Annotated in this window: 24 protein-coding genes and 1 tRNA gene; 5 read left to right on the top strand and 20 right to left on the bottom strand. The window is 42.7% G+C overall.

The window, feature by feature from the left end; all coding sequences use genetic code 11:
• Positions 1 to 2: 2 nt before the first annotated feature.
• From MSI_RS04430 to MSI_RS13845, 8 genes are read right to left on the bottom strand one after another with little or no spacing between them, the layout of a single operon-like run.
• On the bottom strand, positions 3 to 701 hold the full coding sequence (locus MSI_RS04430) for a 16S rRNA (guanine(527)-N(7))-methyltransferase RsmG (RefSeq protein ID WP_009104126.1): 699 nt from the start codon (positions 699 to 701) through the stop codon (positions 3 to 5).
• Positions 701 to 1702 (bottom strand): hypothetical protein, encoded by a 1002-nt coding sequence (locus MSI_RS04425; RefSeq protein ID WP_009104124.1) that lies wholly within the window; start codon positions 1700 to 1702, stop codon positions 701 to 703. Before MSI_RS04425 ends, MSI_RS04430 begins: the two co-directional genes overlap by 1 nt.
• Entirely contained in the window at positions 1689 to 2501 is an 813-nt protein-coding gene (locus MSI_RS04420) for a hypothetical protein (RefSeq protein ID WP_009104122.1), read from the bottom strand. The genes MSI_RS04425 and MSI_RS04420 overlap by 14 nt, the downstream gene beginning before the upstream one ends.
• Before the next feature lie 8 nt (positions 2502 to 2509).
• A complete protein-coding gene (locus tag MSI_RS04415; protein ID WP_009104120.1) occupies positions 2510 to 3283 on the bottom strand; it encodes an RsmE family RNA methyltransferase in 774 nt (257 codons plus the stop codon).
• Between the two features lie 24 nt (positions 3284 to 3307).
• Positions 3308 to 4660, bottom strand: coding sequence for a tetratricopeptide repeat protein (locus MSI_RS04410; protein ID WP_009104117.1), 1353 nt, complete (start codon positions 4658 to 4660; stop codon positions 3308 to 3310).
• A gap of 27 nt (positions 4661 to 4687) precedes the next feature.
• Positions 4688 to 5857: a pyridoxal phosphate-dependent aminotransferase gene (locus tag MSI_RS04405; RefSeq protein ID WP_009104115.1), complete on the bottom strand. Its 1170-nt coding sequence runs from the start codon at positions 5855 to 5857 to the stop codon at positions 4688 to 4690.
• Positions 5858 to 5902: 45 nt separating this feature from the next.
• Positions 5903 to 6388 (bottom strand): Lrp/AsnC family transcriptional regulator, encoded by a 486-nt coding sequence (locus tag MSI_RS04400; protein ID WP_009104113.1) that lies wholly within the window; start codon positions 6386 to 6388, stop codon positions 5903 to 5905.
• 41 nt (positions 6389 to 6429) lie between these two features.
• Positions 6430 to 7878, bottom strand: a complete 1449-nt coding sequence (locus tag MSI_RS13845) for an HD-GYP domain-containing protein (RefSeq protein ID WP_009104111.1) — start codon at positions 7876 to 7878, stop codon at positions 6430 to 6432.
• 171 nt (positions 7879 to 8049) lie between these two features.
• Here MSI_RS13845 and MSI_RS04390 point away from each other — a divergent pair, with 171 nt between their 5' ends.
• Positions 8050 to 9531 carry an NAD(P)/FAD-dependent oxidoreductase gene (locus tag MSI_RS04390; RefSeq protein ID WP_009104109.1) on the top strand — a complete coding sequence of 494 codons (1482 nt, stop codon included), beginning with the start codon at positions 8050 to 8052 and terminating at the stop codon, positions 9529 to 9531.
• Positions 9532 to 9642: 111 nt separating this feature from the next.
• Positions 9643 to 10068 (top strand): hypothetical protein, encoded by a 426-nt coding sequence (locus MSI_RS04385; RefSeq protein ID WP_009104106.1) that lies wholly within the window; start codon positions 9643 to 9645, stop codon positions 10066 to 10068.
• Positions 10069 to 10255: 187 nt separating this feature from the next.
• Here MSI_RS04385 and MSI_RS04380 read toward each other — a convergent pair whose 3' ends face one another.
• Positions 10256 to 12052 (bottom strand): dihydroorotate dehydrogenase, encoded by a 1797-nt coding sequence (locus tag MSI_RS04380; RefSeq protein WP_009104104.1) that lies wholly within the window; start codon positions 12050 to 12052, stop codon positions 10256 to 10258.
• A gap of 272 nt (positions 12053 to 12324) precedes the next feature.
• Here MSI_RS04380 and MSI_RS04375 point away from each other — a divergent pair.
• Positions 12325 to 12410 (top strand) — tRNA-Leu (locus tag MSI_RS04375).
• 148 nt (positions 12411 to 12558) lie between these two features.
• Positions 12559 to 14130 (top strand): UDP-N-acetylmuramoyl-L-alanine--D-glutamate ligase, encoded by a 1572-nt coding sequence (gene murD / locus MSI_RS04370; protein ID WP_009104103.1) that lies wholly within the window; start codon positions 12559 to 12561, stop codon positions 14128 to 14130.
• 87 nt (positions 14131 to 14217) lie between these two features.
• Here murD and MSI_RS04365 read toward each other — a convergent pair whose 3' ends face one another.
• From MSI_RS04365 to pyrF, 10 genes are all read right to left on the bottom strand, one after another.
• Positions 14218 to 15348, bottom strand: coding sequence for an alkaline phosphatase family protein (locus MSI_RS04365; protein ID WP_009104101.1), 1131 nt, complete (start codon positions 15346 to 15348; stop codon positions 14218 to 14220).
• Between the two features lie 44 nt (positions 15349 to 15392).
• A complete protein-coding gene (leuA, locus tag MSI_RS04360) occupies positions 15393 to 17066 on the bottom strand; it encodes a 2-isopropylmalate synthase (protein WP_009104098.1) in 1674 nt (557 codons plus the stop codon).
• A 415-nt stretch (positions 17067 to 17481) separates the two neighbouring features.
• Complete coding sequence (locus tag MSI_RS04355; RefSeq protein ID WP_009104095.1) at positions 17482 to 18213, bottom strand: hypothetical protein; 732 nt, start codon at positions 18211 to 18213, stop codon at positions 17482 to 17484.
• Positions 18213 to 19418: a hypothetical protein gene (locus MSI_RS04350; RefSeq protein WP_009104092.1), complete on the bottom strand. Its 1206-nt coding sequence runs from the start codon at positions 19416 to 19418 to the stop codon at positions 18213 to 18215. Before MSI_RS04350 ends, MSI_RS04355 begins: the two co-directional genes overlap by 1 nt.
• Positions 19419 to 19428: 10 nt before the next feature.
• Positions 19429 to 20307, bottom strand: coding sequence for a hypothetical protein (locus MSI_RS04345; RefSeq protein ID WP_009104088.1), 879 nt, complete (start codon positions 20305 to 20307; stop codon positions 19429 to 19431).
• Between the two features lie 81 nt (positions 20308 to 20388).
• Positions 20389 to 20838, bottom strand: a complete 450-nt coding sequence (gene rnhA, locus MSI_RS04340) for a ribonuclease HI (protein WP_009104086.1) — start codon at positions 20836 to 20838, stop codon at positions 20389 to 20391.
• Between the two features lie 9 nt (positions 20839 to 20847).
• A complete protein-coding gene (locus MSI_RS04335; protein ID WP_009104084.1) occupies positions 20848 to 21540 on the bottom strand; it encodes an SGNH/GDSL hydrolase family protein in 693 nt (230 codons plus the stop codon).
• Between the two features lie 200 nt (positions 21541 to 21740).
• A complete protein-coding gene (gene hisB / locus MSI_RS04330; protein ID WP_009104082.1) occupies positions 21741 to 22352 on the bottom strand; it encodes an imidazoleglycerol-phosphate dehydratase HisB in 612 nt (203 codons plus the stop codon).
• Between the two features lie 18 nt (positions 22353 to 22370).
• A complete protein-coding gene (gene hisG, locus MSI_RS04325) occupies positions 22371 to 23243 on the bottom strand; it encodes an ATP phosphoribosyltransferase (protein ID WP_009104080.1) in 873 nt (290 codons plus the stop codon).
• A 145-nt stretch (positions 23244 to 23388) separates the two neighbouring features.
• Positions 23389 to 24315, bottom strand: a complete 927-nt coding sequence (gene pyrF / locus MSI_RS04320) for an orotidine-5'-phosphate decarboxylase (protein WP_009104078.1) — start codon at positions 24313 to 24315, stop codon at positions 23389 to 23391.
• Positions 24316 to 24402: 87 nt separating this feature from the next.
• On the opposite strand from pyrF, the gene MSI_RS04315 reads away from it, so the two are divergent.
• The gene (locus MSI_RS04315) at positions 24403 to 25392 is read left to right on the top strand and encodes an alpha/beta hydrolase (protein WP_050983897.1); all 990 of its coding nucleotides are present in this window, start codon (positions 24403 to 24405) and stop codon (positions 25390 to 25392) included.
• On the opposite strand, the gene MSI_RS04310 is transcribed toward MSI_RS04315, so the two are convergent.
• Positions 25389 to 26402: a LacI family DNA-binding transcriptional regulator gene (locus tag MSI_RS04310; RefSeq protein ID WP_009104074.1), complete on the bottom strand. Its 1014-nt coding sequence runs from the start codon at positions 26400 to 26402 to the stop codon at positions 25389 to 25391. The genes MSI_RS04315 and MSI_RS04310 overlap by 4 nt on opposite strands.
• Positions 26403 to 26491: the final 89 nt, after the last annotated feature.

The following is a 26491-nucleotide window of genomic DNA, read 5'->3' as shown; positions in this document are numbered from 1 at the left end:
CTTTAAACAATTACCAAATTGCGCTCGCTGTCTTCAAGTCCCGGAACATGAAGCTCAATAACCTTGTATTCCGGCACCAGCTTTTTAATCCCTTCCATTTCGGCAGTGATATTTTCCATTTTTGCCTTATAAGCCGCAAGAATTCCGCCCTCTTTACGAAGACGCAGCAATTTTTTTGCCATTTTCAAATCCAGAGGTCGGAAAGCACGGAAGGTTACCAGGTCAAAAGACTTCTGAGGAACAAATTCCGCCTGCTGCTCAAGAACAGCAATATTTGAAAGTCCAAGAGCCGCCGCAGTTTTTTCAAGAAAGCCGCAACGCTTACTCATACGCTCGACAAGGGTAAAGGAATATTGAGGAAAGGCCGCAGCAAGAGGAAGGCCCGGCAAGCCGCCACCGCTTCCAATATCGCCGATGGTAACTGAACTTGTGGCATCTGCCACCCCTTCAGCACCGCCCCCGGCAACTCCTGCCAAGGCAGCTTCTCTTTCCTTCAAAAAATCCCGAATCGGGACATAAGCTGCCAGTGAATCTAAAATATGGCGGGTAACCAGTTCGTCGTGGTCACTTGTATTTGTAAGGTTAAAAGCCGAATTGCAAAGGGCAATTTCCGCTATATATTTTTCCATTTTTTCGGCAAGGGCAGGAATTTTTTCTTCTTCTATACCAACTGCCTTTAAACCGTCTTCCAAAAGAGCCATTATTTATCTCCGTCAATATCCAGAAGCAGATCCACGTTCATACTTCCATCAGAAGAATGAAGAGCAACAAGATTTCCTGTTTTCTCAGCCCGAAGTTCCTTCATAGCGGCAAAACGGTAAATAAAGGAATTCTGATTTTCATAATCCTGAACCAGGCTTGGGCGCACATCATAAATTACAGCAGAACCGTTACTTGAGATTGCCTTAAAAAGAATATAGAAGGTTTCACTTCTTGCCTGATGATTTACATAATAGGTACGGTCGCCCGTAAGCATAAAAGTGCCGTCACTTTCTGAATCACTAAAAAAGGCCTTTGTAACAGAATCATTAATATTGTAGCCGTTAATCTTAAAACGAAGGATTTTCGGCTCCCGCTTTTTAAAAGTCTGGGCATCAAGCTGATAATTTGCAAGCTCCTGTTTCTGCTCAGGACTCAAGGCTTTCTGAGCCTCCTTAAGTTCTTCAAGGCTTGCAAGAATTTTTTCCAGAATCGAAAGACTTGCCGCATCACCTGAGGCTGAAGCGCCTGAAATATTTTTTGCACCGGCAAGAGATGAAAGGTTCCCAAAAAGACCCGAATCATAAAGGGCAGAAATATCCCCGGCTGTCAAAAGCTCATTTTTTAGGGCAGAGGCAAGATTTGTCTTTGCTTCCACTTCTGATTTCTGAGCCGAAGTCTTATTTTCTGTTTTAGAAGTATCCCCAGCCGTAGAACTTTTCTCTGCCCCTGCAGGACTTTGAAAACTTGGAATATAAAAGCTGCCGCTTCCCCCCGGACTTACAGGAACAGAAGGCATTGTAATGCTTGGAGTTGAGGCAGAAGCAGATACCGACGGCATTGAAGGCCTTCGCGGCATATCCGGCATAGAAGGCATCTGAAGTGAAGTTCCACTGCCAGTCTGGGAGTTTGAATTATCCCCCGCCCCGTTAGCTTGCGAAAAAGCTGCAAAAACTGTAAACAAAGCGGCAAGAACCGCCAGAAAACGCTTACATGCTCGCAAGGCTTTCCTCCACAACTTCAAGCCGCTGAGTCAAAGAGGCGATTGTTTTTTCCAGTCGCGACTTTTCTTTTTCCAGACGAGATTTCTTATCATCAGTCTTAACCTGGCCAGCCTTCTGCTTCATAAGCTCACGAACTGTAGCAGGGCTCTTTCCCCCGTCAAGGAAGTCTTTTTCAACTTCAGCGCGTGCATCAGCCTTTTTTACAGAGGCAACAGTCTTCATATTTTCAAAACCGATTGCAGGGTTCACAGGCACAGCGCCCACCTTACGGATATCCTTTTCCGCATTACGAGGCAGACAGAGAACGCGGTCGATGTAATCTTCATAACGGATATCAGCTTCCTTACAAAGTTCCCAGGCACGCGAAAGTTTCTTTCCGAATTCCTGCATAAGCTGGCCGTTTTTAGCCAGATAATTCTCTTTGATATCTTCTGTAAGTGCCTTAAGCTCGGCATTGTTTTCCCAGCCAAGCGAATAATAGCCCTTATCTTCGGCAATTTTCAAAAGTTCACCAAAACGTGCCCAGAATTCCTGAGTATGAACCTTAGAATTGCAAACGTAAGTCGGATCTTCTTCCAGCTTGCGTTCAGTAATCAAATGGTGTGTATATTCATGCACCGCCGTATAAACCAGCATATTGTCCGATTTAAAATTCAGGTTATGCAAAAAAATCTCGTGGGTATCAGGCTTATAAAAACCGTTCACCCGTTTACTTTCCTTTCCAGTCTGAATCACGCTGAATTCAATCTGAGTTTCTGCAATATCTAAAAGTATTTCCTTAATTTTCTGATTATCCATAATTCTTCCTATATTATACCAAGTTGAGACAAAATAATCGAACCTGCAACCGTTGCAGCTGTCTCAGTTCTCAAAATGCGCTCTCCCATCGAGCAGAGGGTAAAGCCTTTTTCCGAAAGAAATTCCCTCTCCCTGTCGGTCCAGCCCCTCTCACTTCCAATAGCCGCAACCACGCTCTTCTCCATGATGAACTTGCAGCCCTCCAAGGCCTTAGTCAGTGAACAGCGGGGTTTTCTGTTATCAAGGGCAAGTAAGACGCTCGAATCCTGGTCGGGCAGCAAGCCGTCGTCTTCCAGAATTTTTGTCACGCATTCGTCCAGGCTTTTATGTAAAAATAGCTCTGGCACGTGGGTGCTTCCCGCCTGAACAGTGCCGTCTAAAAGCATTTTGTAAGCAGCACCCTTTTCTACCAGAGTTGACTGCATGTAGGATTTTTCACCAAGCTCAGTACCCGTAAGATGAACTTCGCAAACGCCAAGCCCCGCAATATCACGTAAAAGTCTTTTCAGCTGAATAGGACGGGGAAAACCGATAATCATCTTAAGCTTTGTAAGGGGCTTACCATCGCTTTCCGGCTTAAAGTCAAAAAAGAGTCTTCCACCCTCTTTAAAAGAGCCTTCTATTTTTGTAATTGTAGCTGTTCCGGCCTGACCGCCTATAATTCCCGCAGTAAAAGTTTCCCCTTCCTTTTTATGCAGGATTTTTACAATATGCTCGCCCCGCTCGTCACGCAAATCAAGAGGCTTAGAAATTTCATCTTCGTTAAATAAACAGATATTCATTAAATAATCCCAGCTCAGCCCGCATTAAATAATACTGATTTTCAAGAGCATTTTTGAAAGAGCTTCTTTTTCAATCAAATCAATAGGACGGCCGTCAATAAATTTATGTGCGCTTTCAGAAAAGCTTCCCAAAGTTACGCAGATTGCCTTGTCGCATTTATCATCGCGCATTTTTCCATGACATTCGCGTACAGCAAGGTCACTCAAAGTTGACTGGCTTCTGTAAAAACGGAAAAGCTGTTTTGCAGACCACTTAGGATGTTCAATTTCGCAGACAATATCAACACAGTCAGTACCAACATTCTGGTCTCCAACCTTTACAAAAGCATCAGGATAGTAGCTGGAAATGAATTTACGGCAAAGGGCAATAAATTCACTTGTTCCCGCCATCATATAAACCTGAAGGTTCTTGTTCTGATTAAGTTCAGAGTAGCGGGCAATAAGGGCTTCAACATCCTTGTAATTTGCTTTTATAGCCTGAACCTGTTTAAGCATTGTAAGTGCCTGTGGAATATTATTCATTGCAATATAGGTAAGGGCAGCACGATACTTAATCTGAATTAAAATTGTATCCGGAACGCTAGGCAGTTTAAGGGCAATTTCATAATCCTGAATTGCAGAGGTAAAATCCTTTACCTTTTCATGCATTTTTCCCGCTTCAAGACAAGACTGAGGGCCAAAAAGAGGATCCGGGCGAAGGTGAATAAATACTTTAAGGGATTTTTCACCCATGCCGCATTCCATCATTGCAACTGCCATATTGTAAAGAATTTCCTTATTATCAGGAGTTTCATCAAGGGCAGCCTTAAGGAATGGAAGACATTCACGGTATTTCTGCAATTTAAATAAACTGAAGCCTAAAAGCTGATTTGCTTCGCCGCTTTCCGGGCGGAGAAGTTTTGCTTTCTTTAAACAGGCAATTGCCTTATCAAAAATCTCTTTCTGATAAAGGGCTTTTCCCAGATAAAGGTTTGCTTCATAAGATTCAGGATTTTTCTTTACGGCAAGAATGAGGACACTGAGGGCATCATCAATTTTTCCAAGATTGTAAGCCGCAATTCCGGTTTTAAGTCCGGCTTCAACTCCGTTAATTTCAACATTGGAAGAAGAAAGATCCAGAAGGGTTTTATAGGCTGCATAGGCCTTTTCCCAGTTTTTTTCAGAAAAATAAATATTTCCAAGTTCGCGGAGAGCTGTTACATCATGTGGATTATGAGCAAGTTTTTTCTGAGCTTCCTTAATAATCGCAGCCTTACCTTTCTTTTGAATTCTGCCGGAAACATCCTTTTTTTTGCCTTTTTTTGCACTGGAAATGGCCATTACAAGACCAATAAAAAGGCAGGCAAAAATTATTATTAACAGTAAAGGTATAAGCATTGTATCTAACAGACTCCCTTAGCGAATTTATTTCTTTATTTCCTGCAAAAATTCTGCAATTTTTGTCATGGCAATTTTAATTTTGTTTATGTCAGTTGCGTAACAGCAGCGGATAAAGCCTTCACCGGCATCGCCAAAGGCAGTTCCAGGAACTACGGCAACCTTTTTCTTTTCCAAAAGGGCTTTTGCAAACTCTTCAGATTCCATTCCTGTAGAGCGGATATCCGGGAACATGTAGAAGGCACCTTCTGGTTCAACACAAGGAAGTCCCATATCTAAGAAAGCCTTGTGCATAAGGTTACGGCGCTGCTGATAGCTTACGCGCATTTTTTCAACTTCAGACCAGGCATTGCGAAGTCCTTCTGCGGCAGCATACTGGCTGAAAATTGGAGGACAGATTGAATTGTAACCGTGAAGCTTGCAGCAGTTGAGCAAAAGGTCAGCAGGAGCGGCAATATAACCGATACGCCAGCCAGTCATAGCGAAGGCCTTAGAGAAACCGTTCAAAACGATTGTGTAGTCCTTCATTCCAGGGAAGGAACCGATAGAAACGTGCTTGCGGCCATCGTAAATCAACTCGCAGTAAATTTCATCACTGATACACCAGATTTCGTGCTTTTTAACAACTTCTGCAATCTTGGCAAGCTCTTCAGCAGGAATTGTCTTTCCTGTAGGGTTACTTGGAGAGCAGATCATAATTGCTTTTGTTTTTGGTGTGATTACGCTTTCAATAAGTTCAGCTGTAGGAATAAAGTTTGTCTTACTCGTATCCAGGTGAATTACCTTTGCATCGCAAAGGTCACCAAGAGGCTGATAAGAAACGTAGCAAGGTTCGCAGACAATCAGTTCATCACCAGGATTGAGGATTGAGCGGAGAACTAAGTCTACACCTTCACTGGCACCAACAGTTGGCAAAATCTCGTTCTTTGGATTGTAATCCATTCCAAAGCGGGCAAGATATTTTGAAATTTCTTCACGGAGTTCAATTAAACCCCAGTTTGAAGTGTAGGAAGTGTGGCCTTTTTCCAGGTGATAAAAAGCTTCCTCGCGGATAATCCATGGAGTCGGAAAGTCTGGCTCACCTACACCAAGGGAAATAATATCATCATGACCGATACAGAGTTCAAAAAACTTACGGATTTTTGAGCCCTGTGTGTTAACTATTTTAGTAGAAAATTTATCTGTTCGACTGTTCATTGTTTATATCCATAAATAAGCGGGAGAAATAAATCTCCTCAAGAATTAAGCCTGAATTCCTTCTCTTCGGTCGCGCTCATCTTCAACATAAACAACGTCATTTTCTTTATATTTTTTCAAAACAAAATTAGTCTTAGTTGAACGAACACCTTCCAGAGTAGAAAGCTTTTCAGAAACAAAAAGTGCAACATCTTTCAAAGAGTCGCCTTCGATTGTAACGCGCAGATCGTAGCCGCCGCTCATAAGGTAAAGTGATTTTACCTGAGGGAAACGGTAAATGCGGTCAGCAATCATATCAAATCCGTGTTCGCGCTGTGGCTGAACCTGAATCTGGATTTCTGCAAGAACCTTATCGCGGTTCTCCTTATCTTTTTCTGGATTTACAATGGCCGCGTATTTTAGAATAACTCCGTCATCTTCCAGTTTTTTGATAATCGCACAAACCTCTTCCTCTGTCTTTTTTGTGAGCGCGGCGATATCCGCGGCAGAAAGTCGTGCATTCTGGCGAAGTAAATCTAAAATTTCTTCCATAGTAAAACCTCGTATAATTTAAGATATAATATTTTATATGTTTACAAGGTTTTTGTGAATACAGCACTCTGAGGTTCAGTACTTGCGCCGATAAAATCGGTGTGAACTTCAATTTTTACAGTACTTGAGTGATATTTCATCCACCATTCAAGTTCTTCGGCATTAGTGCTGGCTTCTGTAGTCTTAAAATCTTCATCAATGATTGTAATCAGATTTTTCAAATTGATAACGGCATCAGCAATACAAGGTTCAAAGTGCATTCCCTTGGCTCTTTCAAAAACTGCCATTGCCTCTTCAACTGGCATAGGCTCTTTGTAAAGACGCTGGCTTATAAGGGCATCAAGGACATCGGCAGCTGCCATAATTCTTGCGCACAAAGGAATTTCTTTTCCTTTAAGACCGTTTGGATATCCGCTTCCATCCCATTTTTCGTGGTGACAGTAAGCCATTTGTTTTGCAATTTCGTTAAAGGTTCCGTCTTCAATCTGAGGAAGATATTCAAGAAGCTTCTTTCCCTCTTCCGGGTGAATCTTCATCAGCTGATATTCTTCGGGCGTAAACTTTCCGATTTTATTAAGAACACCCTCCGGAATATGAATCTTTCCGATATCATGAAGAAAAGCGGCTGTAGAATAAAGCTCTATATTTTCATCCGTCAGTTCCTTCTGGTAGTAGCCGCCCTTCTTCAGTTCTTTTGCAATAATTTCTACATATTTACGGGTATGCATAACGTGACGGCCGGTAAACAAATCGTGGCTGCCAAGAACCTCAGAAACAAACTGAATGATTTTATACTGGGTATTCTTTAAATTGTGGTTAGTTCCTTCTATTTCATTGTTAATCTTTACTATATAAGCATTACGTTTTTTAAGTTCTTCAATTGCAGTATTTCTTTCTTCCGAGCTTTGTATCATTGCATCAAGAGTTTTGTTGGTACGTTTTGCAAGAGAAACAGTAATAAGGTAAACAAAAACCGATTCAACAAGAGTTCCGGCTCCGTTTTCAAGGAACCATGACATTGCAGTCTGATTAGGGTGATCCAGCCACATAAAGTTATCGAGAACCGTCTGTGAACGCAGCCAGATTACAATCATAATTGAGATAATATTTACAAAATTTGATACGCGGGTAAGTTTTACATTGTAATAAAGACAGGAAAGAAAGGGTGCAAAACCATAGGAAATTGTAACATTGATTATACTTTTGGCACCAAGTAAATCTACAAAAAATATGGCAGCAAAAATACTTGCATACATGGTAAGACGCTGAAGGGCCGGAAACCTGTTAAAGATTTTAAGGAGGATTGTTGCAAAAAGGCAGTAAACCAGCATTCCCACTGAATATGTGTGAGGAACATTCCATATTCCAACAACAGTAAGAAGAATAAAGGAAGTTGGAACAATTGCCGTAAAAGCCATAATTTTTAAAATCATCGCATTTACGTTATTGATATTCTCATCAAAAACATGAGAGCGTGTAATGTTAATCAAATAATTCCTCCAGAGACCGCTAAAAATCAACGACCTCTTTTGTTACTAATCACCCCACCTCAATGACTTTTTGATATTTTTATTATATCTCAGCTTCTAACAGAATGATAGAGAAGAATTTATAAATTTCATATTTTTTTTTCTAAATTCCTGGGTTATAATTAAATTATTATGAGCAAAAAAATTTTCGTAATCGGAGCGGGAATTTCGGGTTTAAGCGCAGGTATCTACGCAGCCCGCAGCGGATTTGATGTAACAATTTACGAGCAGCATATGACTTTTGGAGGACTCAGCACAAGCTGGAGCCGCAAAGGTTATTATTTTGAAGGAGGAATGCACTGGCTTACAGGTTCTTCGCCAAAAATGCCACTTTACCAGATCTGGAAAGAAACCGGCGCACTCAAAGAAAACAATCCTATAGAAAACAGAGATCCATATTACGTTTACATTAACGGTGATAAAAAGCTTTACATGTATCGTGATTTAGACAAGCTTTGCAATCAGCTGAGGGACTTTGCACCTGAAGATAAAAAGATGATTGCAAAATTTTACAATGATGTAAAAGCCCTTATAAACGTACATCTTGTTGTAAATGATGTCATGGGATTAAAGGCAAAAAATCCCCGCCATCCGGGACTTGCAGAGCTTTTAAAAATGGCACCGGCCGGCTTGAAGTACAGCAAGCTTGTAAACATGTCTTACGAAGAATATGTAAATCAGTTTAAAAACGAAGATGTCCGCCACCTTTTGATGGGTTCAATCGGTTACCGCTACAACGCAATGAGTTTTATCTACACTATTGCAAGTTTTGCCAGCGGAGACTGCGGCTATCCGGAAGGTGGTTCTGTAACAATGGGACAGAACATGCTGGACACCTACAAGGCTCTTGGCGGAAAAATCGAATTCAAAAAGAAGATTGAAAATATTGAACTGGATATTGAAGGCAAGGTAACAGGCGTAAAAATCGGGGGAGAAATTCTTCCTTGTGATGCAGTAATCGTAACTCAGGATATGAGAAATGCAATCGACACTCTTTTTGACACGATGATTAATGATCCTGTTGCAAACAAAATGAGAAAGAACGTTGTTTCAGAGCAGAATGTCTTTATCTGTGCCGGAATAAAGGCTGATTTAAGCCATCTTCCAAAGGCAATGGTATTTCCGCTTAAAGAACCCTTTGAAATTGCAGGCGTAAAATTCAATGAATTCAGAATTTATAACTACGCAAGCTTTAAGGGACGGGCACCGGAAGGCGGCTCTGCAATCACCAGTCTTTTTCTGGGCCCAAGTTACTATTACTGGAAACAGGCAAAGGAAGACGGCACTTACAAACAGAAGAAAGAAGAACTTGCAAAACGCTTTATAGAAATCCTTGCAGAATATATTCCGGAAACAAAGGATAAGGTTGAAGTAACAGATGTCGCTACCCCTTGCACTTACGAGCGTTACTGTTCAAGTTTTGAAGGTTCCTGGATGAGTGTCTGGGAAAAAGGCACAAAGCAGTACAACTACCCGCAGAAGCTTCCGACTGTGCAGGGCGTTTATTTTGCAGGACAGCGTACAATGATGCCTGGCGGACTTCCGATTGCAGTTTATTCTGGCAGAATTGCAGTTCAGCTTTTGTGCCGCGACACAAAAACGCTTTTTGTTTAGGGTAAAATATGATGAAAAACTTAATTTTTTGTGAAAAAAAATAACAAAAAATTAAGTTTTTGTTATTTTAAAAGCTGTGATATAATTTAAATATTAATAAACGGAGAAAAAATGGGAAAGAAATTATTAAATTCTAACATCGTTTATTTTATTGGTATGGCTCTGGTTATTGCAGGCCTTCTTTGTCCTATTGTAAAGGTTTTGGGACAGACTCCAAATGCATTCAAATTCCTTGATTTCAAAAACTTTGGAACTTCTACAGTTGGAATTCTTTTGATTTGTATTGGTGCTGCTCTTGGAATCATTTTTTCACTTTTAGCAAACTTCAACAAAACTCATAGACTTATTGCTCTGGCAATAACACTTGCAGGCGGAGTTATTCTTTGTCTTCTTTTGACTGGAGTTCTCAGCGACTCTTCTTTGGGTGGAAAAATCTGGCGTGCAGCAGGAAAAAGCTTCATTAAACACGCTTATTTTGGATTCTATCTAATTCTTGCCGGCTGGCTTTGCGCTATCTTCGGCTGGGTTAAAGACTAATTTGATAATTCATTAGAAATCAGCGCCAGCTGATTTCTTGGCGGACTAGTTCCGCGAATTAGGAGGTTTAGGCTGTCGGGTTTACCCCGATAGCCTTTTTTTATGCGTCGGTTAAAAATGCATCATTCCAACTTCCGAAGGCACCTAACCGCCTGTCACTTGCGCATAAGCGCAAGCGTTTTGGGCTTTATCGTTGTATACAGCCACGGAAATCATCAAGACTCTTGTAGCCCTTGCGCTTCATAAAGGCAGCAAGACCGTCAATAATTTCTACCATGGCATAAGGATTTGCAAAGGTTGCAGTTCCAACCTGCAGAGCATGTGCCCCCGCCATAATAAATTCAACGGCATCCTGCCAGGTGGCAATGCCACCAATCGCAATTACAGGAACCCGCTGGCTTTCCGGAAGCTTATTAATTGCTTCTACAAGTTCGTAAACAAGTCTCACCGCAATCGGACGGACTGCAGGCCCGCCTACCCCGGCTTTTACCTTTTCAAAAACAGGAACTCCGCGTTCTATATCAACCGCAATTCCCTGGAAAGAATTACAAAGACTTATTCCCTGAGCCCCAGCCTTAATACATTCCATTGCAACGCCAATTAAATCAGGTGCCTGTGGAGTCAGTTTTACGACAAGAGGTTTTGAAGTTGCGACACGAACTGCACGAACAACATCGCCAGCTGCCGAACAGGTCATTCCAAAAGCTGCACCTCCTGCACTAACATTAGGACAGGAAATATTAAGTTCAATCATCGGAACATCAGTTTTATCAAGAAGTTTTGCACCTTCTACATAAGTTTCAAGCGACGAGCCCGAAAGGTTTGCAATTGCAACAGGCTTAAGGGCCATCATCTGAGGAAGCTCTTCTTTTATAAAATGAGGAATTCCAGGATTCTGCAAACCAATTGAATTCATAAGGCCACTTGGAGTTTCCCAAAGACGGATTCCGTCATTACCCTGGCGAGGCTCAAGGGTAAGACCTTTGCTGGAAATTCCTCCAAGGCGGTTTACATCAAAAACAGAAGCATATTCAGTTCCAAAACCAAAGGCGCCGGAAGAGCCGATTACAGGATTTTCAAAATGAACGCCCGCAAGGTCTACGCTCAAATCTGGTTCCAGGCCATCTGCAAGAGGGTCTCGGCGAGGCTGGATTTTTACTCCGCCAACGCTGTCTTTTTTCTCAAAAATCAGCTTGCTGCCTTCAAAAATCGGGCCTTCCTTACAGCAGCGTTTTTTACCTTCAGTAGTGTCAATTACACAGCCAAGACAAACACCGACTCCACAAGCCATGTGGGCTTCCATACTCAAATAGCATTTTGTGCCACTTTCTGCACAAACCTTCTGAATATAGGCAAGCATAGGAGTTGGACCGCAGGCATAAACTGCATCATATTTTTTTGATTGAAGAAGTTCTGCTGTAAATGCCACAGAAAGCATTCCGTGTAGGCCCACAGAACCGTCATCAGTTGTAATAGTAAGATTTGCGGGTTTTATGTAGTCAAGCCCATAAGAGCCACTCTTAAAAGAGGCAAAAAAGTCGTAAGAAGCGGCAGAAAGAGATTCTGCAAGGCCAGCTACCGGCGCCACACCGATTCCTCCGCCCACGATGCAGACACGAGAGCCTGCAGCAACTTCAAAGCGGTTTCCACAAGGGCCTAAAAGGCTAACCTGATCATCTGGTCGCAGAGCGGTAAGTTCTACAGTTCCCTTTCCTTTTACTAAAATTAAAAACTGGATTTCTACGCTGCCATCTGCCCGCTTTTCTGAATGATAAACGCTGATTGGACGTGGCAAAAGCACGTCGCTTCTCTTTGCATGAAGCATGTAAAACTGCCCCGGGAGAGGAAGCTGGTTACCTGCCGAAAGACTTATTTTAAGATTTTTTACAGAACCCGAAGGATTTGCGCCTTCGACTACACTTACACTAACAACTTTTCCATCCGCAAAAACTGGAAGCGGAACTCCGTGGCAATCTTTAATCATGGCGACATTTTAGCAGATTATTGAAAACAGGACAAACGGATAAATAATTATTGCGGCTAAATCTTGGTGCGGGCGAAAAGCCTGAGGCAAAAACATTCTATTTTTGGGTGCCGCGCTAGCGGCCTGTCCAATAGTTTCCAACCAAAAATAGCATGTAGCGCCTTATGGCGCGGTTTTGACTTAGGCTTTTCGCACGCACCAGTTCACCTGCATAATTTATTATGCCCTGTGATTGAAACTTTTGCTATTTTCTACTATTATTAACATCACTTGCCGGGATGGCGGAACTGGTAGACGCCCAGGACTTAAAATCCTGTGCCGAGCAATCGGCGTGCCGGTTCGACCCCGGTTCCCGGCAGGATTTAAGAGGTCTTTCCGCTAAGGAGAGACCTTTTTTATTTTCAGGACGGGGGCGCTGCGGGGTCTCCCCGCTAGAAAGGGTGGTGGAAGACTGCGAAGCAGGCTGGAACCAGGGGAAGGCTTTCCCCTCCTAATGAGGATTATATATGGAGTTTCATTCTTACAGCAATAAATGTGCATTTTCGTCAATTGAGGACATTAAGGGCAAGCGGGTAACCGTTATGGGACTTGGCTTGAACGGCGGAGGACTTGCGGCAGTACGCTTTTTTTTGAAAAAGGGCGCTTACGTTATTTCTACCGATATGAAGTCTGCCGAGCAGCTTAAACCTTCTGTAGACGCGCTGATGGCGGATAAATCGCTGCCGCTAAAAAACCTGACCTTCCACCTGGGCGAGCACCGGATTGAAGACTTTGAAAATGCTGACTGCGTTATTAAAAACCCTGGAATAAAATACGAAGGAAACAAATATCTGGCGGCTGCCCGCGCCATTGAAACTGACCTGAGCATTTTTCTGCGCTTTACGGACTGCCCTATTATTGCGGTTACCGGAAGCAAGGGAAAATCTTCTACCGTAAGCGCAATTCACTATGGACTTACACAGGCTGGCTACAAGAGTTTTCTGGGCGGAAACATTACCGTAAGCCCGCTAACTTTTTTTGATGAAGTTTCCAGCGACACTCCGGTTGTAATTGAATTTTCTTCCTGGCAGCTTGCGGATTTGCGGGGACGCGGAGTTCCTCGCCCTTATATTTCTGTGATTACAAAAATCGTGCCGGATCATCAGAACTGGTACGGCAATATGGAAGATTACGTTGCAGACAAGCGCCTGATTTACGCAAACCAGAGCCGGGGCGACTATTCTATTTTTGATTTTGGCGGCGATGAGCCTGGAACTGGGCCTGCGTGTGGCGGAACCTGGGGAAATCTTTTTGCAGGCGAATCTAAGGCGACTGTACTCCGCTACTCTGGAGAAAAACCAAAAGAGTCTGATGGAAAAGTCTACGGTGTATGGCAGGAAAAGGATGAAAAAGGCAATTTTACCGGAAAAATTCTTTTGCCTCAGATGGAAGAGGCTGAAATAATTTTGAAGGGTCTTTCAGTTCCTGGCGAACACATGCGCACTAACGTTTTGAATGCGGCCCTTGTTATGTACCTTATGCACGTTCCTGCAGAAAAAATCATTTCCATTCTTGGAAGCTGGCAGGGAATTACCCACCGCCTTCAGTATTTTTATTCCTGTAAATTCGGCTCAAAAGAATACAAATTCTACAATGATTCCTGTGCAACTGTTCCGGAAGCAGCGGCTGCGGCAACGCAGGCCTTTGGAAAACCTGTTACCCTGATTACCGGCGGTACCGACAAGGGGCTGGAGCTTGATCCACTGGTAAGAGTCCTTGCCAGTCCGGAAGCAGGCGAGCACCCGGTAAAGGACATTTACTTTTTAAGCGGAACTGCCACCGATAAAATTTTACCGGCGCTTGATGACAAAGGCAGAACTTATTACGGGGATTTTGATTCTCTTGATGAACTGCTTACCTGCCTCAAGGCAAATCTTGTAAAGCAGGCAGAAAAGGCAGCAAAAGCAGGGGATGAAAGCCCTGTTGATGCAACTTCGGAAGTAATTGTATTTTCTCCGGGCGCAACTTCCTTTGGAATGTTCAACAACGAATTTGACCGTGGAGAAAAGTTCATGGCCGCTGTAAAGAAATTATTTTAACATAATTGCAACACCATTCTGCTGAGCAGAATGGTTCAGGCGGTTACATGCACTGCAAATTTTTAAGAAAAATTTTTAACCGCCGCATTACTTTCTTCTTTCGAAAGCAAGAGTATTTTCACCCTCTTTTTCTATGATGATAAGAGGGACTCGAACTTCCTTATCGGTCAGACCGCCACAGGCACAGATTTTTGACGGAGAGTTTTCATCCCAGATAAAAGCCTTGTCGCTTGTGGCAACAGCAATAAAATCACCAATTCCGGTAATATTTTTGTTAGGCTCGCCATTACCAAAAAGCTTTTTATTTTCAATATCTTCCTTAGAATAAAGAATAAAATCACTTCCGTATTTTGCTTCAAATTTCTGGCGGAAGCTGTCCTTACACTCCGGCTTTACGTAAAAGCTTACAGCGCGGCTTTCCATAGAAATCGGGAACTGAAGCATTTCAGCAATTTCGCTGTCTTTTGAAAGCATTATGTTTTCAACATCAGAAATTCCGTGAGTAGAAGTAATCAGGACAACTGTATCACTAAGGCTGTTGCAAAGAACTTCCATTTTTTCATTAAGGATTTTAATAAGCTGAGTATTATCAGGATGATAAGCACCTTTAGAACGCATGGTACAGAAAGGCTCATCACAATAGGCAAAGGTAAAACTCTTCCACTTAGACTGGCAGACACGTTTTACACGGGCTGTAATACTGTCGATTTTCGCAAAAGGATTTTTTCCCATCGGCGAAATGCGGTTTACCTGGACTCTTCCGATTTTTGCCAGCATTTCATCAAGCTTTTCGTTTGGAAGATAATAGTCGGCAAGATAGAAAAAGCCCGCAGGTTCAGAAGAATCCTTAAGGGTATTATCAAAGCAGTTTACGATTTTATATTCCTGGCGGAAGAACATTGTTTCGCCAAGCCAGCCGTGTTCAATTGGCATCTGGGCTGTTTCAAAGGAAGTAAGGCCAGGAGTTGTAGAAGACGGAAAAACCGAAGTAATTCCTGCTTTAAGGTTTTTGCGTAAAAAATCATCGGGCTGGAGGTGATGATTTATGGCATCCATTCCAAGCCCGTCAAGAATTATTACGACTACATTCTTGTAATTTTTTGAAAGGGTACGGTCTACAGCAGTCATTGTAGGATGTCCTGGCTTTAGACCATAATATTTAAGGATAGAATTAGAGAAGTTTACAATGCAATTGTTATAGTCTGGAGTTGTAATCATTCTTTAATTCTATCACTGGAATTCAAAATCTGCAAAAATATTTGCTAAAAGTTGAGGGCGCTGACAACGGCGGCAATACCGGCGCGGCCAACGTTAGAGCTCTTTCCTACACCCCAAACCTGATTTCCGTCTTCCTTGGTAATCTGAACGTAGGCAATAGCCTTTGTATCAGAACCTTTACCGATAGAATGCTCGTGGAAGCTTGTGATATTGAAACGAGGAGCCGGAGTCTGCTTCATGGCATTTACAAAGGCATCCAAAGGTCCGTTTCCGTTAGCAGCGATTGCATAATTTTTGCCTTCCCAGGCAACAGTTGCCATACAAGCTACCTGCTCGTTTTCGTTCTCACCGCGTTCACCTTCAATATGACGCTCGCTGATTTCGATAACGTTGAGAGGTGTTTTTGTATTGAGCCAGCGGGCTGCAAACTCGTCATAAAGCTCCTGAGATTTAAGCTCGCGCTGAGCCTTGTCTGCGGCAGTTTTGATAACTTCGCCGATTGCAGGGTGCATAGCCTTTGGCGCAACAATTCCAAAATCCTGTTCGAGGATGTAAGCAGCTCCTCCCTTTCCGCTCTGACTGTTGATACGGATAATTCCTTCGTACTGGCGACCGATATCGTGCGGGTCAATTGGGAGATATGGTACATCCCAAACGGCATTGTCTTCCATCTTTGTGCGGGCAGCCATACCCTTGCGGATTGCGTCCTGATGAGAACCAGAGAAAGCAGTAAATACAAGTTCACCGGCATAAGGAGTACGAGGGTGAATTGACATACCGGTCAGGCGCATATAGTCGTTTGCAATGTGTTCGATATTGCTGAAATCCAGCTGAGGATCAACTCCCTGTGTATACATATTCAAGGCAACAGTTACAATGTCCAGGTTTCCAGTGCGTTCACCGTTTCCAAAGAGACAGCCTTCCACGCGGTCAGCGCCGGCAAGGAGTCCAAGTTCACACTGAGCAACACCTTCTCCACGGTCATTGTGGTTGTGGAGGGAAATTATGCAGGAATTGCGGTCAGAAATCTTCTGGCAGAAGTATTCAATCTGGTCTGCAAACTGGTTAGGCAAAGCACATTCAACAGTTGTTGGCAGGTTCAAAATGATTTTGTTATCTGGAGTTGCGCCCCATTCCTTCATTACAGCTTCACAAACTTCTACAGCATAGTCAATTTCTGTGTTAGAGAAACTTTCCGGTGAGTATTCCAGGCGGATATCTGTGTCGCCGGCATCTTTCAGGCAGTTTTTTACGCATTTTACACCGTCAATCGCAATCTGTTTGATTTCTTCTTTTGATTTATTGAAGGTGTACTTGCGCTGAGCCGGAGAAGTTGAGTTATAAATGTGGAAAATTGCCTTTTTTACACCTTTGAGAGCTTCAAAAGTGCGGATTACCAGATGCTCGCGGGCCTGACAGAGAACCTGAAGGGTAACATCTTCCGGCACGTGATTTTCTTCGATAAGGCGGCGCATAAAATTAAATTCAGTATCAGATGCTGAAGGGAAACCAACTTCGATTTCCTTAAAGCCGAGTTTTACAAGAAGGTCAAAAAATTCAAGTTTCTGTTCAACACCCATAGGATTGATAAGGGCCTGGTTTCCGTCGCGCAAATCTACAGACACCCAGGTTGGCGCCTTTGTGATAGTCTTAGTCGGCCAGGTTCGGTTTGTAATTGGAATCGGCTGGAATGGCTTGTACTTTTCAACGTTCTTCATAATATATTTCTCCTAAAAAAAAAAGACCCGTCGCAAGGACAGGTCTTTGTTATTTGCAATTTAATCTGAATATGAATAAATCACACTACCTATCGCTTGCAGTAAAAAAGAGAAGATAGAGATAGTAGTAGCAATTTGTTATTCATGGCTCAAGGATATGATATTTATAAGTTTATGTCAATTGAAGTGGGACTAAAATTAATAAAGTATTACTAAATCTTGGCTACCGGGATCAGAGTACAGGCCAAAACCGCTCGGTACCTCGCTACATGCTATTTTTGTAAGGAAACTATTGAATGCGCCGCTAGCGCGGCAGACAAAAATAGAATGTTTTTGCCCTGCACTCTGCTCCCTCCCGCCAGGTTTCGTAACCAAATTATTATGCCCCCCCATGCTACGCATTTTTGCCTTACAGTTATAGATGAAAATTCAGTTTTAACCCCAGACTTATTATCATACCCTGTACACCTTCCCCGGCGAACATAGTTCCCAGCGGCAGATAAGTATGGAATACAGGGCCAAGGCGGAGATGGGGAACTAAGTCGTAGAGCCAGCTGGCACCTAGAGAAAAATATAAAAAGCGGGCATTTGACCAGAAGTAGGAATTAATATGATCAAGGTCGGAACCGGCAGTGCCGCTATAGCCGGAATCTGAATCTTTTACGCCGCCTGCAAGAATACCAAAACGCATCAAAAAGGCAAGACCGGAAGAAAACTGAAAGCGGGATTTTTCGCTGGAATATATTGAAAAAACAGCAGGAATATCCAGCAAAAGGCTTACAGTCTGTGAAGTGCGGTTTTCAATTTCGGCAGGAAGAGCCTGACCATCGTACCAGAGGTGATACATAGTAAAAAAACTCAGCGTAGGCTGAATGGCAATCTTTGTATAATTGGGCCAGAGAAAGCCAATGCTGACAGGATATATTACAGGACTTGGGGCGCTTACAAGACTGCTTTCCGGGTTTATGTAAATAGCTGGAGAAAACTCTGCAGTTAAATCGCAGGCAGAAAAAAAGGAAGGCGCTGGGGCGGTAGTTTCCACAGGAGATGGAGTTTCATCTTCCTGCAAAGTCTCCCCGAAGGCTGCAAAATTTAAGAGAGATAAAAAAATGACTGAAAAGATAAACTTACCTTTCATCATCATCATTATAACTTAGAATACAAAGATTTGTTCAAATTTATTTCAACAAATCCCGCACGACCGGTTTTATAGAAAGAAGATTCTTCCCAGGCCGCATACAGAGTTGTACCGGAAATTACAAAATCAGAGTAGACATAATCCACAGGAAGCTTTGGAAGCCGGATTGCAACAGGCTTTCCTCCGCGAAGAATGTGCTTGCCGGGAAGAGCGCCTTCCAGAAAGAGGGTCCCGTCTTCAAATAAAGCGGCACTCCAGGTCTGTGCAAGAATTGCAGTTGCGTAGAGTTCCCTACCAGCGCCAGAAGAAGCTCCTTCCCCAGCCCCTCCCGCAGGTGCCCAGCCCGACTGAGCTGTATTTTTATAATTTCTCCAGGAAGATCCGCCCGAGGTTTTTACATCGATTGCAAAATTAGTCTTTTTAGAAAAGCCAGCCAGCAGTTTTTTTATACGCTCTGGGGCAAACTTATATTCCAGCTGCTCTTTTTTTGCCCGGAACTCATCCTGAGAACTTTCCGTAACAGAAATATTTGAGTTAGCATTCACAGGGCTCAGCGTCAAAAGCGAAGGAACCGGCTTCCAGTTAATGTAGGTAAAATCAGTTTTAACGTCAGAAATAGTTTTTACACAGCAGGTCCAGTTGATTCCGTCCCAGTAATAATCAATCACCTCAGAATTAGGAAGTTTTACAAGATTATTGCAGTTGATAATGGGATAGGAAATGCGAGACTGAGGATCAAACTGAATCAAGAAAAGATGCTGGGCATCGGCAGCCGAATATTTATAGTCCTTAATTGTGTCATTAAAGAAGGCGCTTTTAAAAACAGAAAAAATCGGCGTTTCGTTCAAAAAAATAAGATTTCCTGCAGTGCGATCAGTGAAAATATTTTCATCCTTAGAAAGCTGTTTTTCTTCGCCATTAAAACTGATGATTCCAAGGCGGTTTACAACGGCAAAAGCCTTATTTTCTCCCTCGGTAGTTGCACAGTTGGCGCTGGAAATACGCACAGCCTCGGTCCAGGGAGTCAGCGGACTAAAAGGAACATTTTGAATTTTATCAACCGGCTTAAAATCCGTTCGCGTAAAATAATACCAGCTATGACTTCCATTGTTTGCCTTCAAAGAAATCTGAGGAATCGCTTCTTCATTTTCAAAAGGCTGAACCTTTTCCTTACAGCCGAAAAATAATCCCAGAGAAAAAACTACAAAAGCCATGCAAATAAAATTAGTCCGAATGCTCATAATCTTCTATTAATATCGGCATGTAGGTCAGGTCGGCTGAGACCTTTTTTGCCGAGCTTGCAGAAAGAGTAAGAGCATAAGTATTGTCCATCATATAGATTTGAGGGGTCTTCTTTTTAAGAGTCAGATATCTGTACTTTTGAAGGATTTGATTTTCGGGAAGAAAGGAGGAAAGAAGGGTCCTATCTTGCGGGATTCTCAGCAGCTCAAGTTCTACAGTAAAAATATAGGAGTTATTCAGGTATTTAGAATCAAAAATCGCAAAACTCAGGTTATCCAGAAGCATGAAGGAATCAAGCTGCCAGGGATTATAGAACTTTGTTTTTGAGTCGCTTTCAAAAGAAAGAATTGAAGCTGCTATATTCTGATTTATTTTTTCCTGCAGTTTTTTCCAGTTGAACTGCATAAGAAAAGTTTTCACTGCATCCGATGAAAGCTCCGTTTCTTTTTTACTGCTGATAATTTTCTGCATTGCCTCTGCCGTAAAGCCGGCTTCCCAGGTCAGAACACAATGCAGAGAAGAAGCATCTCCCTCTGCAAAGTAAGGGTAAAGAGCGCCTGCCGGTTTAAAAAAATTGACTTCGCTTCCGTCGCTGAGAAGAGTAAGAGGGGCTGCCGTGAGGCAAAAAGGCTCGTTCCGGTTCACCGTAAATGAAAAAGCTTTTTCATCCCCATCAAGAAAAAAGTCTTTTTCAAAATCGGCAGAAGCCGCAGATATTTTCCAGCGGGAAAGTTTTGGAAGCGACTCTTCCCAAACCGGCAAAATAAACTCAACCTTTTCTTCCTCTGAAATTAAACAATTCTGACAGGATAAAAAAAGAAAAGCCAGCCCTGCAAGAATAGTAAAAATATTTTTCTTCATACTATAATGTATCCGCAGACAATAAAAATTCGGAAATGAGTTGAAGAAAAATATTAGAAATTTTGAAGATTTTTTTCGACTTTATTCAAACTTTGCAATTTCAGCCTGACAAAGCTGGTCGCAGACTTCGTTATACTGAATGCCGGCGTGACCTTTTACCCAGTTCCAGCTTACGGTCAACTGAGCGTTTAATTCGTCCAGCTGCACCCAGAGATCCTGATTTTTTACAGGCTTTTTGTCAGCAGTTTTCCAGCCCTTTGCCTTCCAGGATTTTATCCAGGTGGTGATGCCGTTTTTTACGTACTGGCTGTCGATATTTACTGTGACAGGGCGGCCTGCAAAGGTCGGGGTATTTTTTACAACAGAAAGTCCTGCGATTGCGGCGCAGAGTTCCATGCGGTTGTTTGTAGTGAGTTTTTCGCCGCCGGAAAGCTGTTTTGCAACGCCGTCAGCAATTACAACAATTCCCCAGCCGCCGGGGCCTGGATTTCCGTGGCAGCCGCCATCTGTATATATTACGATTTCGTTCATTAATTTTTCCTAAAATTCTTTTTTTAGATTTGGGATTTCTTTAATCCAGATTTCTGACATAAAGCGATAGCCTGCCTCATTCGGATGGATTCCATCCTGACACATCAGGTCGTCAAACTTTCCGCTTTCAAGCATAGGCTCGCGCATATTTACATACTGCACCTTGTTCTTTTTAGCAAAGTCTAAAAGAGCCTCGTCGTATTCTTTCTGATTTTTGAAAGGCTTTTCCTTGTCGCCGCCTAAAAAGTTCAGAATATTCTGGGCATTATGTCCGTTGGTGATGTGATTGAACCAGCGTTCTGCACACAAGGCTGGACTTATCATAATTACCGGAGTGATTTTGTGCTCGCGCAGAGTTTCTATCATTTCTGAATAAATGCGGATAAAATCTGCAGGCGGAGTACGCTGAATGTGAGCTTCGTTTGGATTTTCGCTTACAAGTGCCCAATCGTAATCACTGTCGTTTCCGCAGAATTCAACGATGCAGAAGTCAGCAGTTTCGCCGCGTTCAAGCATTTTGTTGAGTTTACGCTGACCTTTTGCGATTGTGTTTCCAAAAACTGACTGGTTGTCCATTTCAAAGCCCAGGACCTTCTGTGCCAGATTCAGGCTTGAATCTTCTATAATATCGAAAAGATGTCCGCTGGCTGTGCCGGTTACGGCGCCTTTTAATATTGAGTCACCGATAACTAAGATTTTCATTGGTAAGGCTCCCTGTAAAAAATGTGCGAGGGAAGAAAGTGAGGGGCAAAAACATTCTATTTTTGTCTGCCGCGCTAGCGGCGCATTCAATAGTTTCCTTACAAAAATAGCATGTAGCGCCTTATGGCGCGGTTTTGAACCTCACTTACTGACCGGGAGCATTTTTTACCTGTAAGTAATTTATTCTGAAAATATTTTATCTAAATTACACCCTTAGTACTAGGTACAGCCCCGCCTCTACGTTCGTCAATTTCTACTGCGGCGCGGATGGCGCGGGATACGGCTTTGAAAGCGCCTTCGATTTTGTGGTGGTCGCTGCGGCCGCGGATTACGTCTATGTGGAGATTGCAGGCTGCTGCGTTTACGAAGCCCTGCCAGAAGTCTTCAAAGCAGTCGGTCTGGAAGGTACCTTCCTTACCGTTCTGAACTGAGACAAGAGGGATTCCTGTGAGGTTTGCGTTATTTACAAGGTATGGGCGGCCGCCAAAATCAACGGCTGCCTGTACAAGGCTTTCGTCCATAGGATAGATGAAAAATCCTGAGCGGAAAATGCCTGCGCAATCGCCGAGGGCCTTCTTAAAGCATTCGCCGAGCACGATTCCTGTATCTTCGATTGTGTGGTGCTGATCAACTTCAAGGTCGCCCGAAATGCTGCCGCTAAGGTCAAAAAGTCCGTGCTTGCAGAAGCTCTTAAGCATATGGTCAAAAAATCCGATTGGATTTTTTACGTCGCATTTGCCAGTGCCGTCCAGGTTGAGGGTAAGTTCAATCTGAGTTTCACCAGTTGTTCTTTTTACAGTAGCAGTTCGCATTTCGGCCTCCTTTCTAAATTATAGCATCACCTTTCTAAGTTCGTACTCTACAATATCACTTGCACCAAGTTTCTGAAGCTTTGGCAGCAAAGTAGGAACTTCGCTCTTCTTTACGGCGATTTTGATGGCGTAACCGTTGCCGCCGAAAAGTGGAGAAACGGTCGGGCTCTTCATAGAAGGAATGCCCTTGATGAGAGTATCAAAATCTTCGTTTGAGCAGTTCATTTCAAGCATTACGCGGTTGCGGGCATTCAAAACAGTTTCAAAGAGCATTTTGAGCTCCATGATTTTCTGCTTTTTCTCCGGGTCTTCCATTGCCTTTTTAGAAGCGTACATTCTGGTAGAAGATTCCATCAGAGTGTCGACAATCTTGAGGCGGTTTGCGCGCAGGCTTGAACCTGTAGAAGTGTTATCTACAAGAATCTGGGCAAGGGCTTCGTCGTTGTCCTGAACAAAGCCTTCGCTGGTTCCCCAGGTGCGGAAAATTGTTCCGTCGATTTTTTTGTCTTCGATGTATTTCTTTGTAAGGGCCTGATATTCGGTTGCGATTGTAACGTGGCCTTTAAGAAGCTTGTCGTAATCAACTGTGTCAGGGATAGCGGCTACGATGCGTACAGGGTCAAAGCCAAGATCCATGATTTCTACAACGTCGTCCTGAACGCCGTTTTCGTAAACCCAGTCTTTTCCGCTGAAGCCGACATCTGCCTTGTTCTGAGCAAGAAGGGCGCTTGTAATCTGAGGCTTTACAACCTGGAAAGCAAGGTCATCCTGATTTGTGATTGGAAAATAAGTGCGGTCAGGAAGATAAATTGAAATTCCTACGTCGCTCAAAAGCGAGTAAACTGATTCGTAGATTCTTCCCTTTGCAAGAAGGATTTTAAGTTTTTCCATATCATTTCTCCAAAAAATGTATAAATATGCATTATTTTATCATATTTATACAAAAAGTTCTATAACTTGTCATAACCAGATTTTCAAACTTGTACGAAGTACAAGTTAGGCAATGGTTAGGCAAATTATCACATGACAGAATAAATTACGACCATTGCCGCGCTTTCAGTAAATCTTCCTTACTGAAAAGGCTGGCTCTTACGGCAGCTTCAACTATATCTTCCATTGAAAGCTTTCCGGCATCGCGGGCAGAAGTAATTTTTTCATCCTTTTTCCATGCACACAAAATGCCACGGGAAGAGTTTACAGTTCCGCCAGCCTTATCAAGCAGGGTTGCCGCAATTCTGGCAGCACCACCCTGAGCGCCGTAGCCTGGAATCAAGAAGAAAATCTCAGGATATTTATCGCGGATCCATCTTGCATCGCTTTCCTGGGTAGCGCCGACAACAGCACCCATAACACCGCAAGTCTGGTCAGGGTAAAAAGACTTAAACTCGTCGCTGATTCTTGCAAGCTCATCACCTACTCTTTCAAGCAAAAGCCCGCCGTCAGCCAGCTTCTGATGTTCAATATCAACCATACCAGGGTTAGAAGTACACAATAAAACAAATCCGCCTTTTCCGCCTTTTTCAGGGCTGCACCATTCTGTAAAAGGTTTGAGGGTATCAAAGCCCATGTAAGGATTTACGGTAATCAAATCAGTTTCAAAATCGCCGCTAAAGTGGGCACGTGCATAAGCACCGGCAGTAGCAGCAATATCACCACGCTTAATGTCAGAGATTGCAACAAGTCCTGACTCGCGGACAGCCTGCAAGGTCTCTGAGAAAACCTTCATTCCCTCAATTCCCATTGCCTCATAATATGCAATCTGAACCTTAAAACAGCAGGCAGCCTTTTCTTCTGCCACGCGTTTAATCAAAGCCTTGTTGAAAGCAAGAACAGCCTGAGCCGGCGACTCATACTGACTAAGGATATTTTCCGGAATGTAAGAAGGATCGGTATCCAGACCAACGCAAAGTGGACCATTTTTTAGCGCAAGTTCCTGAAGGCGCTGCATATTGTGTTTATTCATGCGCTAAATATATCAATTATATAGGAAAAATTGAATAGAAAAGGCGATTTACTAGCACAAAAGCATCCTCTCCGTTACAATCAGAACATGAAAATAAAGAAAATAGCCAAACCGCTTATCATCATTTTTTCTTCAATTTTTGTACTTTGTGCTTTACTTCAGCTTTTGTGCCTTTTTTTTGTTTATCAGTCTTTCAGACCGCTTCCTTCAATCAATGCGCCAGATTCTCCCCATTTTGTTCAGGAAAGAAAGCGCCCATATAACAGCAATGATCCGGTAGAAGTCTTAAATTATAATGAAAAAGAACGCTGCTACCCTATTTTGAAATCAATTTCCCAAAAAGTCAGCATAAAGAGTTTTGACGGATTAAATCTCAACGCTCATCTTGCAGAGCATAAAGAAGAAGCCACAAATCATAACTATATCATTCTGATGCACGGCTTCCGCGATTCTTCAAAAATTGTTTCCCCCTACGCAATTCATTTTTACAATAAGGGCTTTAATATACTTGTACCCGGACAGAGAGGCCACGGCTGGAGTGAAGGAAAGCATATAGATATGTCAGCCTTTACACCGCAAGACGTAAAATCCTGGATTGATTTTATCTGCCAGAAGGACGGAGATGCAAAAATAGCCCTCTGGGGAATTTCCATGGGCGGCTCAACCGTAATGCGGGCGACAGGACTTTCCCTGCCTTCAAACGTTGTCTGCTGCATAGAAGACTGCGGCTTTTCTTCAGCCTGGGATGAGTTTGTATACCAGATGAAAACCGCTTATAAAATACCCGGAAAGCTGATGATGCCTTATTTTAACCTCTACTGCAAACGAAAACTGGGAATTGACTGCAAAATTATTTCTGCAAAGGATGATTTGAAGAGGTCTGTTACTCCGACACTTTTTATTCACGGAGATGCAGACACCTTTGTTCCATTTTATATGCTCAATGAAGTTTATGATTCGGCAGCCTGCACAAAAGAAATGCTTATAATTCCTGCTGCTGACCATGCACGCTCAGCCTTTGCAGCCCCGGAAAGCTACTGGCAGGCAACAGATAACTTTTTAGCAAAGTATTTCTAAATTTTTCTTACCGTCTGGCAGATTTCCAGCTCTACATCGCAGATAACACGGCGGTTTTCAATTTCTTCCTTTTTAATTGCCTTAAGCAGAAGTTCTACTGCCGAACGTCCCTTGTGACTGATATCCTGAGAAACCGTTGTCAGACGCGGAGAAACATAATTACACAAGGAAAGATTATCAAATCCAACCACAGAAAGATTTTTTGGAACTGCAAGCCCCTTCTGCTTAGCGCCTTCAATCAGACCAAGGGCAAACAAGTCGGCAGTTGCAAAAACAGCAGTTGCATCAATTTTGCGGGAAGCAATCTCTATACCCCTCTTTATTCCTTCCTCATAAGTTGTGGCCGTCTGCAGCTGATTTATAAACTTTTTGTAACCAGCTTCTTCCATTGCCTTTACATAACCCTTGTAGCGTTCTTTGATTACCGATTCTTTTTCATCAAGAAAACCAGCAAAGGCTATTTTTTTATGACCGTTTTCAATCAGATACTTTGTGGCAATATAACCGCCCTTACGGTCATCAATTTCTATAGTGAGATAATCATTTTTCTTATTATTTGTGCTGTCGATAAAAACCAGCGGACACTGACAGTATTCAGAATAGAATTTCATGTTGTCCGCGCTCTGATTAGAAAGGAAAATTGCGCCGTCCGCCTGCCAGTTCTGCAAAAGATTAATTGCGTGCTGAGGCTCTTCAACCGTCTGAATAATGGTGTAGTAGCCGCTTTCGTGAATGGCAGCTTCAATTTCGCCAAAAAGATCGCTCACATAAGGGTCTTTAAAAAGATTTTCCTGCGACACATAGGAAGAGACAAAAACTGCAATCAGGCGGGATTCATGTTTAGCCAGAGAACGGGCATTCAAATTCGGTGTGTAATGTAAATCCCTGATGATTTTCTGAACGCGCTCTATTGTCTGTTTTGAAACCTTTGATTTTTTGCCGTTAATAACGTTAGAAACCGTCATCACACTGACGCCGGCCTCTTTCGCAATGTCTTTAAGAGTGAGCATACTTTTTCCTTAGTTTATCGTTACATTTAATTGTAAACGCAAAGCAGGAAAAAGTAAAATAATTTTTTGAGGCCAGCAAACCTTCCCAG

Origin of the sequence: Treponema sp. JC4 (genome assembly GCF_000260795.1) — a bacterium.
GTDB lineage: Bacteria > Spirochaetota > Spirochaetia > Treponematales > Treponemataceae > Treponema_D.
Note: the sequence above shows the minus strand (reverse complement) of the source record. Positions and strands in the feature narration are given on the sequence as shown.

What these genes read in the sequence shown, in the direction of transcription:
- MSI_RS04420 (WP_009104122.1), bottom strand. Translation starts at nt 2,501, where the DNA reads ATGGATAATCAGAAAATTAAGGAAATACTTTTAGATATTGCAGAAACT.
- MSI_RS04385 (WP_009104106.1), top strand. Translation starts at nt 9,643, where the DNA reads ATGGGAAAGAAATTATTAAATTCTAACATCGTTTATTTTATTGGTATG.
- MSI_RS04310 (WP_009104074.1), bottom strand. Translation starts at nt 26,402, where the DNA reads ATGCTCACTCTTAAAGACATTGCGAAAGAGGCCGGCGTCAGTGTGATG.
- hisB (WP_009104082.1), bottom strand. Translation starts at nt 22,352, where the DNA reads ATGCGAACTGCTACTGTAAAAAGAACAACTGGTGAAACTCAGATTGAA.
- leuA (WP_009104098.1), bottom strand. Translation starts at nt 17,066, where the DNA reads ATGAAGAACGTTGAAAAGTACAAGCCATTCCAGCCGATTCCAATTACA.
- pyrF (WP_009104078.1), bottom strand. Translation starts at nt 24,315, where the DNA reads ATGAATAAACACAATATGCAGCGCCTTCAGGAACTTGCGCTAAAAAAT.
- hisG (WP_009104080.1), bottom strand. Translation starts at nt 23,243, where the DNA reads ATGGAAAAACTTAAAATCCTTCTTGCAAAGGGAAGAATCTACGAATCA.
- MSI_RS04390 (WP_009104109.1), top strand. Translation starts at nt 8,050, where the DNA reads ATGAGCAAAAAAATTTTCGTAATCGGAGCGGGAATTTCGGGTTTAAGC.
- MSI_RS04415 (WP_009104120.1), bottom strand. Translation starts at nt 3,283, where the DNA reads ATGAATATCTGTTTATTTAACGAAGATGAAATTTCTAAGCCTCTTGAT.
- MSI_RS04365 (WP_009104101.1), bottom strand. Translation starts at nt 15,348, where the DNA reads ATGATTACAACTCCAGACTATAACAATTGCATTGTAAACTTCTCTAAT.
- MSI_RS04400 (WP_009104113.1), bottom strand. Translation starts at nt 6,388, where the DNA reads ATGGAAGAAATTTTAGATTTACTTCGCCAGAATGCACGACTTTCTGCC.
- MSI_RS04350 (WP_009104092.1), bottom strand. Translation starts at nt 19,418, where the DNA reads ATGGCTTTTGTAGTTTTTTCTCTGGGATTATTTTTCGGCTGTAAGGAA.
- MSI_RS04430 (WP_009104126.1), bottom strand. Translation starts at nt 701, where the DNA reads ATGGCTCTTTTGGAAGACGGTTTAAAGGCAGTTGGTATAGAAGAAGAA.
- MSI_RS04380 (WP_009104104.1), bottom strand. Translation starts at nt 12,052, where the DNA reads ATGATTAAAGATTGCCACGGAGTTCCGCTTCCAGTTTTTGCGGATGGA.
- rnhA (WP_009104086.1), bottom strand. Translation starts at nt 20,838, where the DNA reads ATGAACGAAATCGTAATATATACAGATGGCGGCTGCCACGGAAATCCA.
- murD (WP_009104103.1), top strand. Translation starts at nt 12,559, where the DNA reads ATGGAGTTTCATTCTTACAGCAATAAATGTGCATTTTCGTCAATTGAG.
- MSI_RS04315 (WP_050983897.1), top strand. Translation starts at nt 24,403, where the DNA reads ATGAAAATAAAGAAAATAGCCAAACCGCTTATCATCATTTTTTCTTCA.
- MSI_RS04405 (WP_009104115.1), bottom strand. Translation starts at nt 5,857, where the DNA reads ATGAACAGTCGAACAGATAAATTTTCTACTAAAATAGTTAACACACAG.
- MSI_RS04355 (WP_009104095.1), bottom strand. Translation starts at nt 18,213, where the DNA reads ATGATGATGATGAAAGGTAAGTTTATCTTTTCAGTCATTTTTTTATCT.
- MSI_RS04410 (WP_009104117.1), bottom strand. Translation starts at nt 4,660, where the DNA reads ATGCTTATACCTTTACTGTTAATAATAATTTTTGCCTGCCTTTTTATT.
- MSI_RS04335 (WP_009104084.1), bottom strand. Translation starts at nt 21,540, where the DNA reads ATGAAAATCTTAGTTATCGGTGACTCAATATTAAAAGGCGCCGTAACC.
- MSI_RS04345 (WP_009104088.1), bottom strand. Translation starts at nt 20,307, where the DNA reads ATGAAGAAAAATATTTTTACTATTCTTGCAGGGCTGGCTTTTCTTTTT.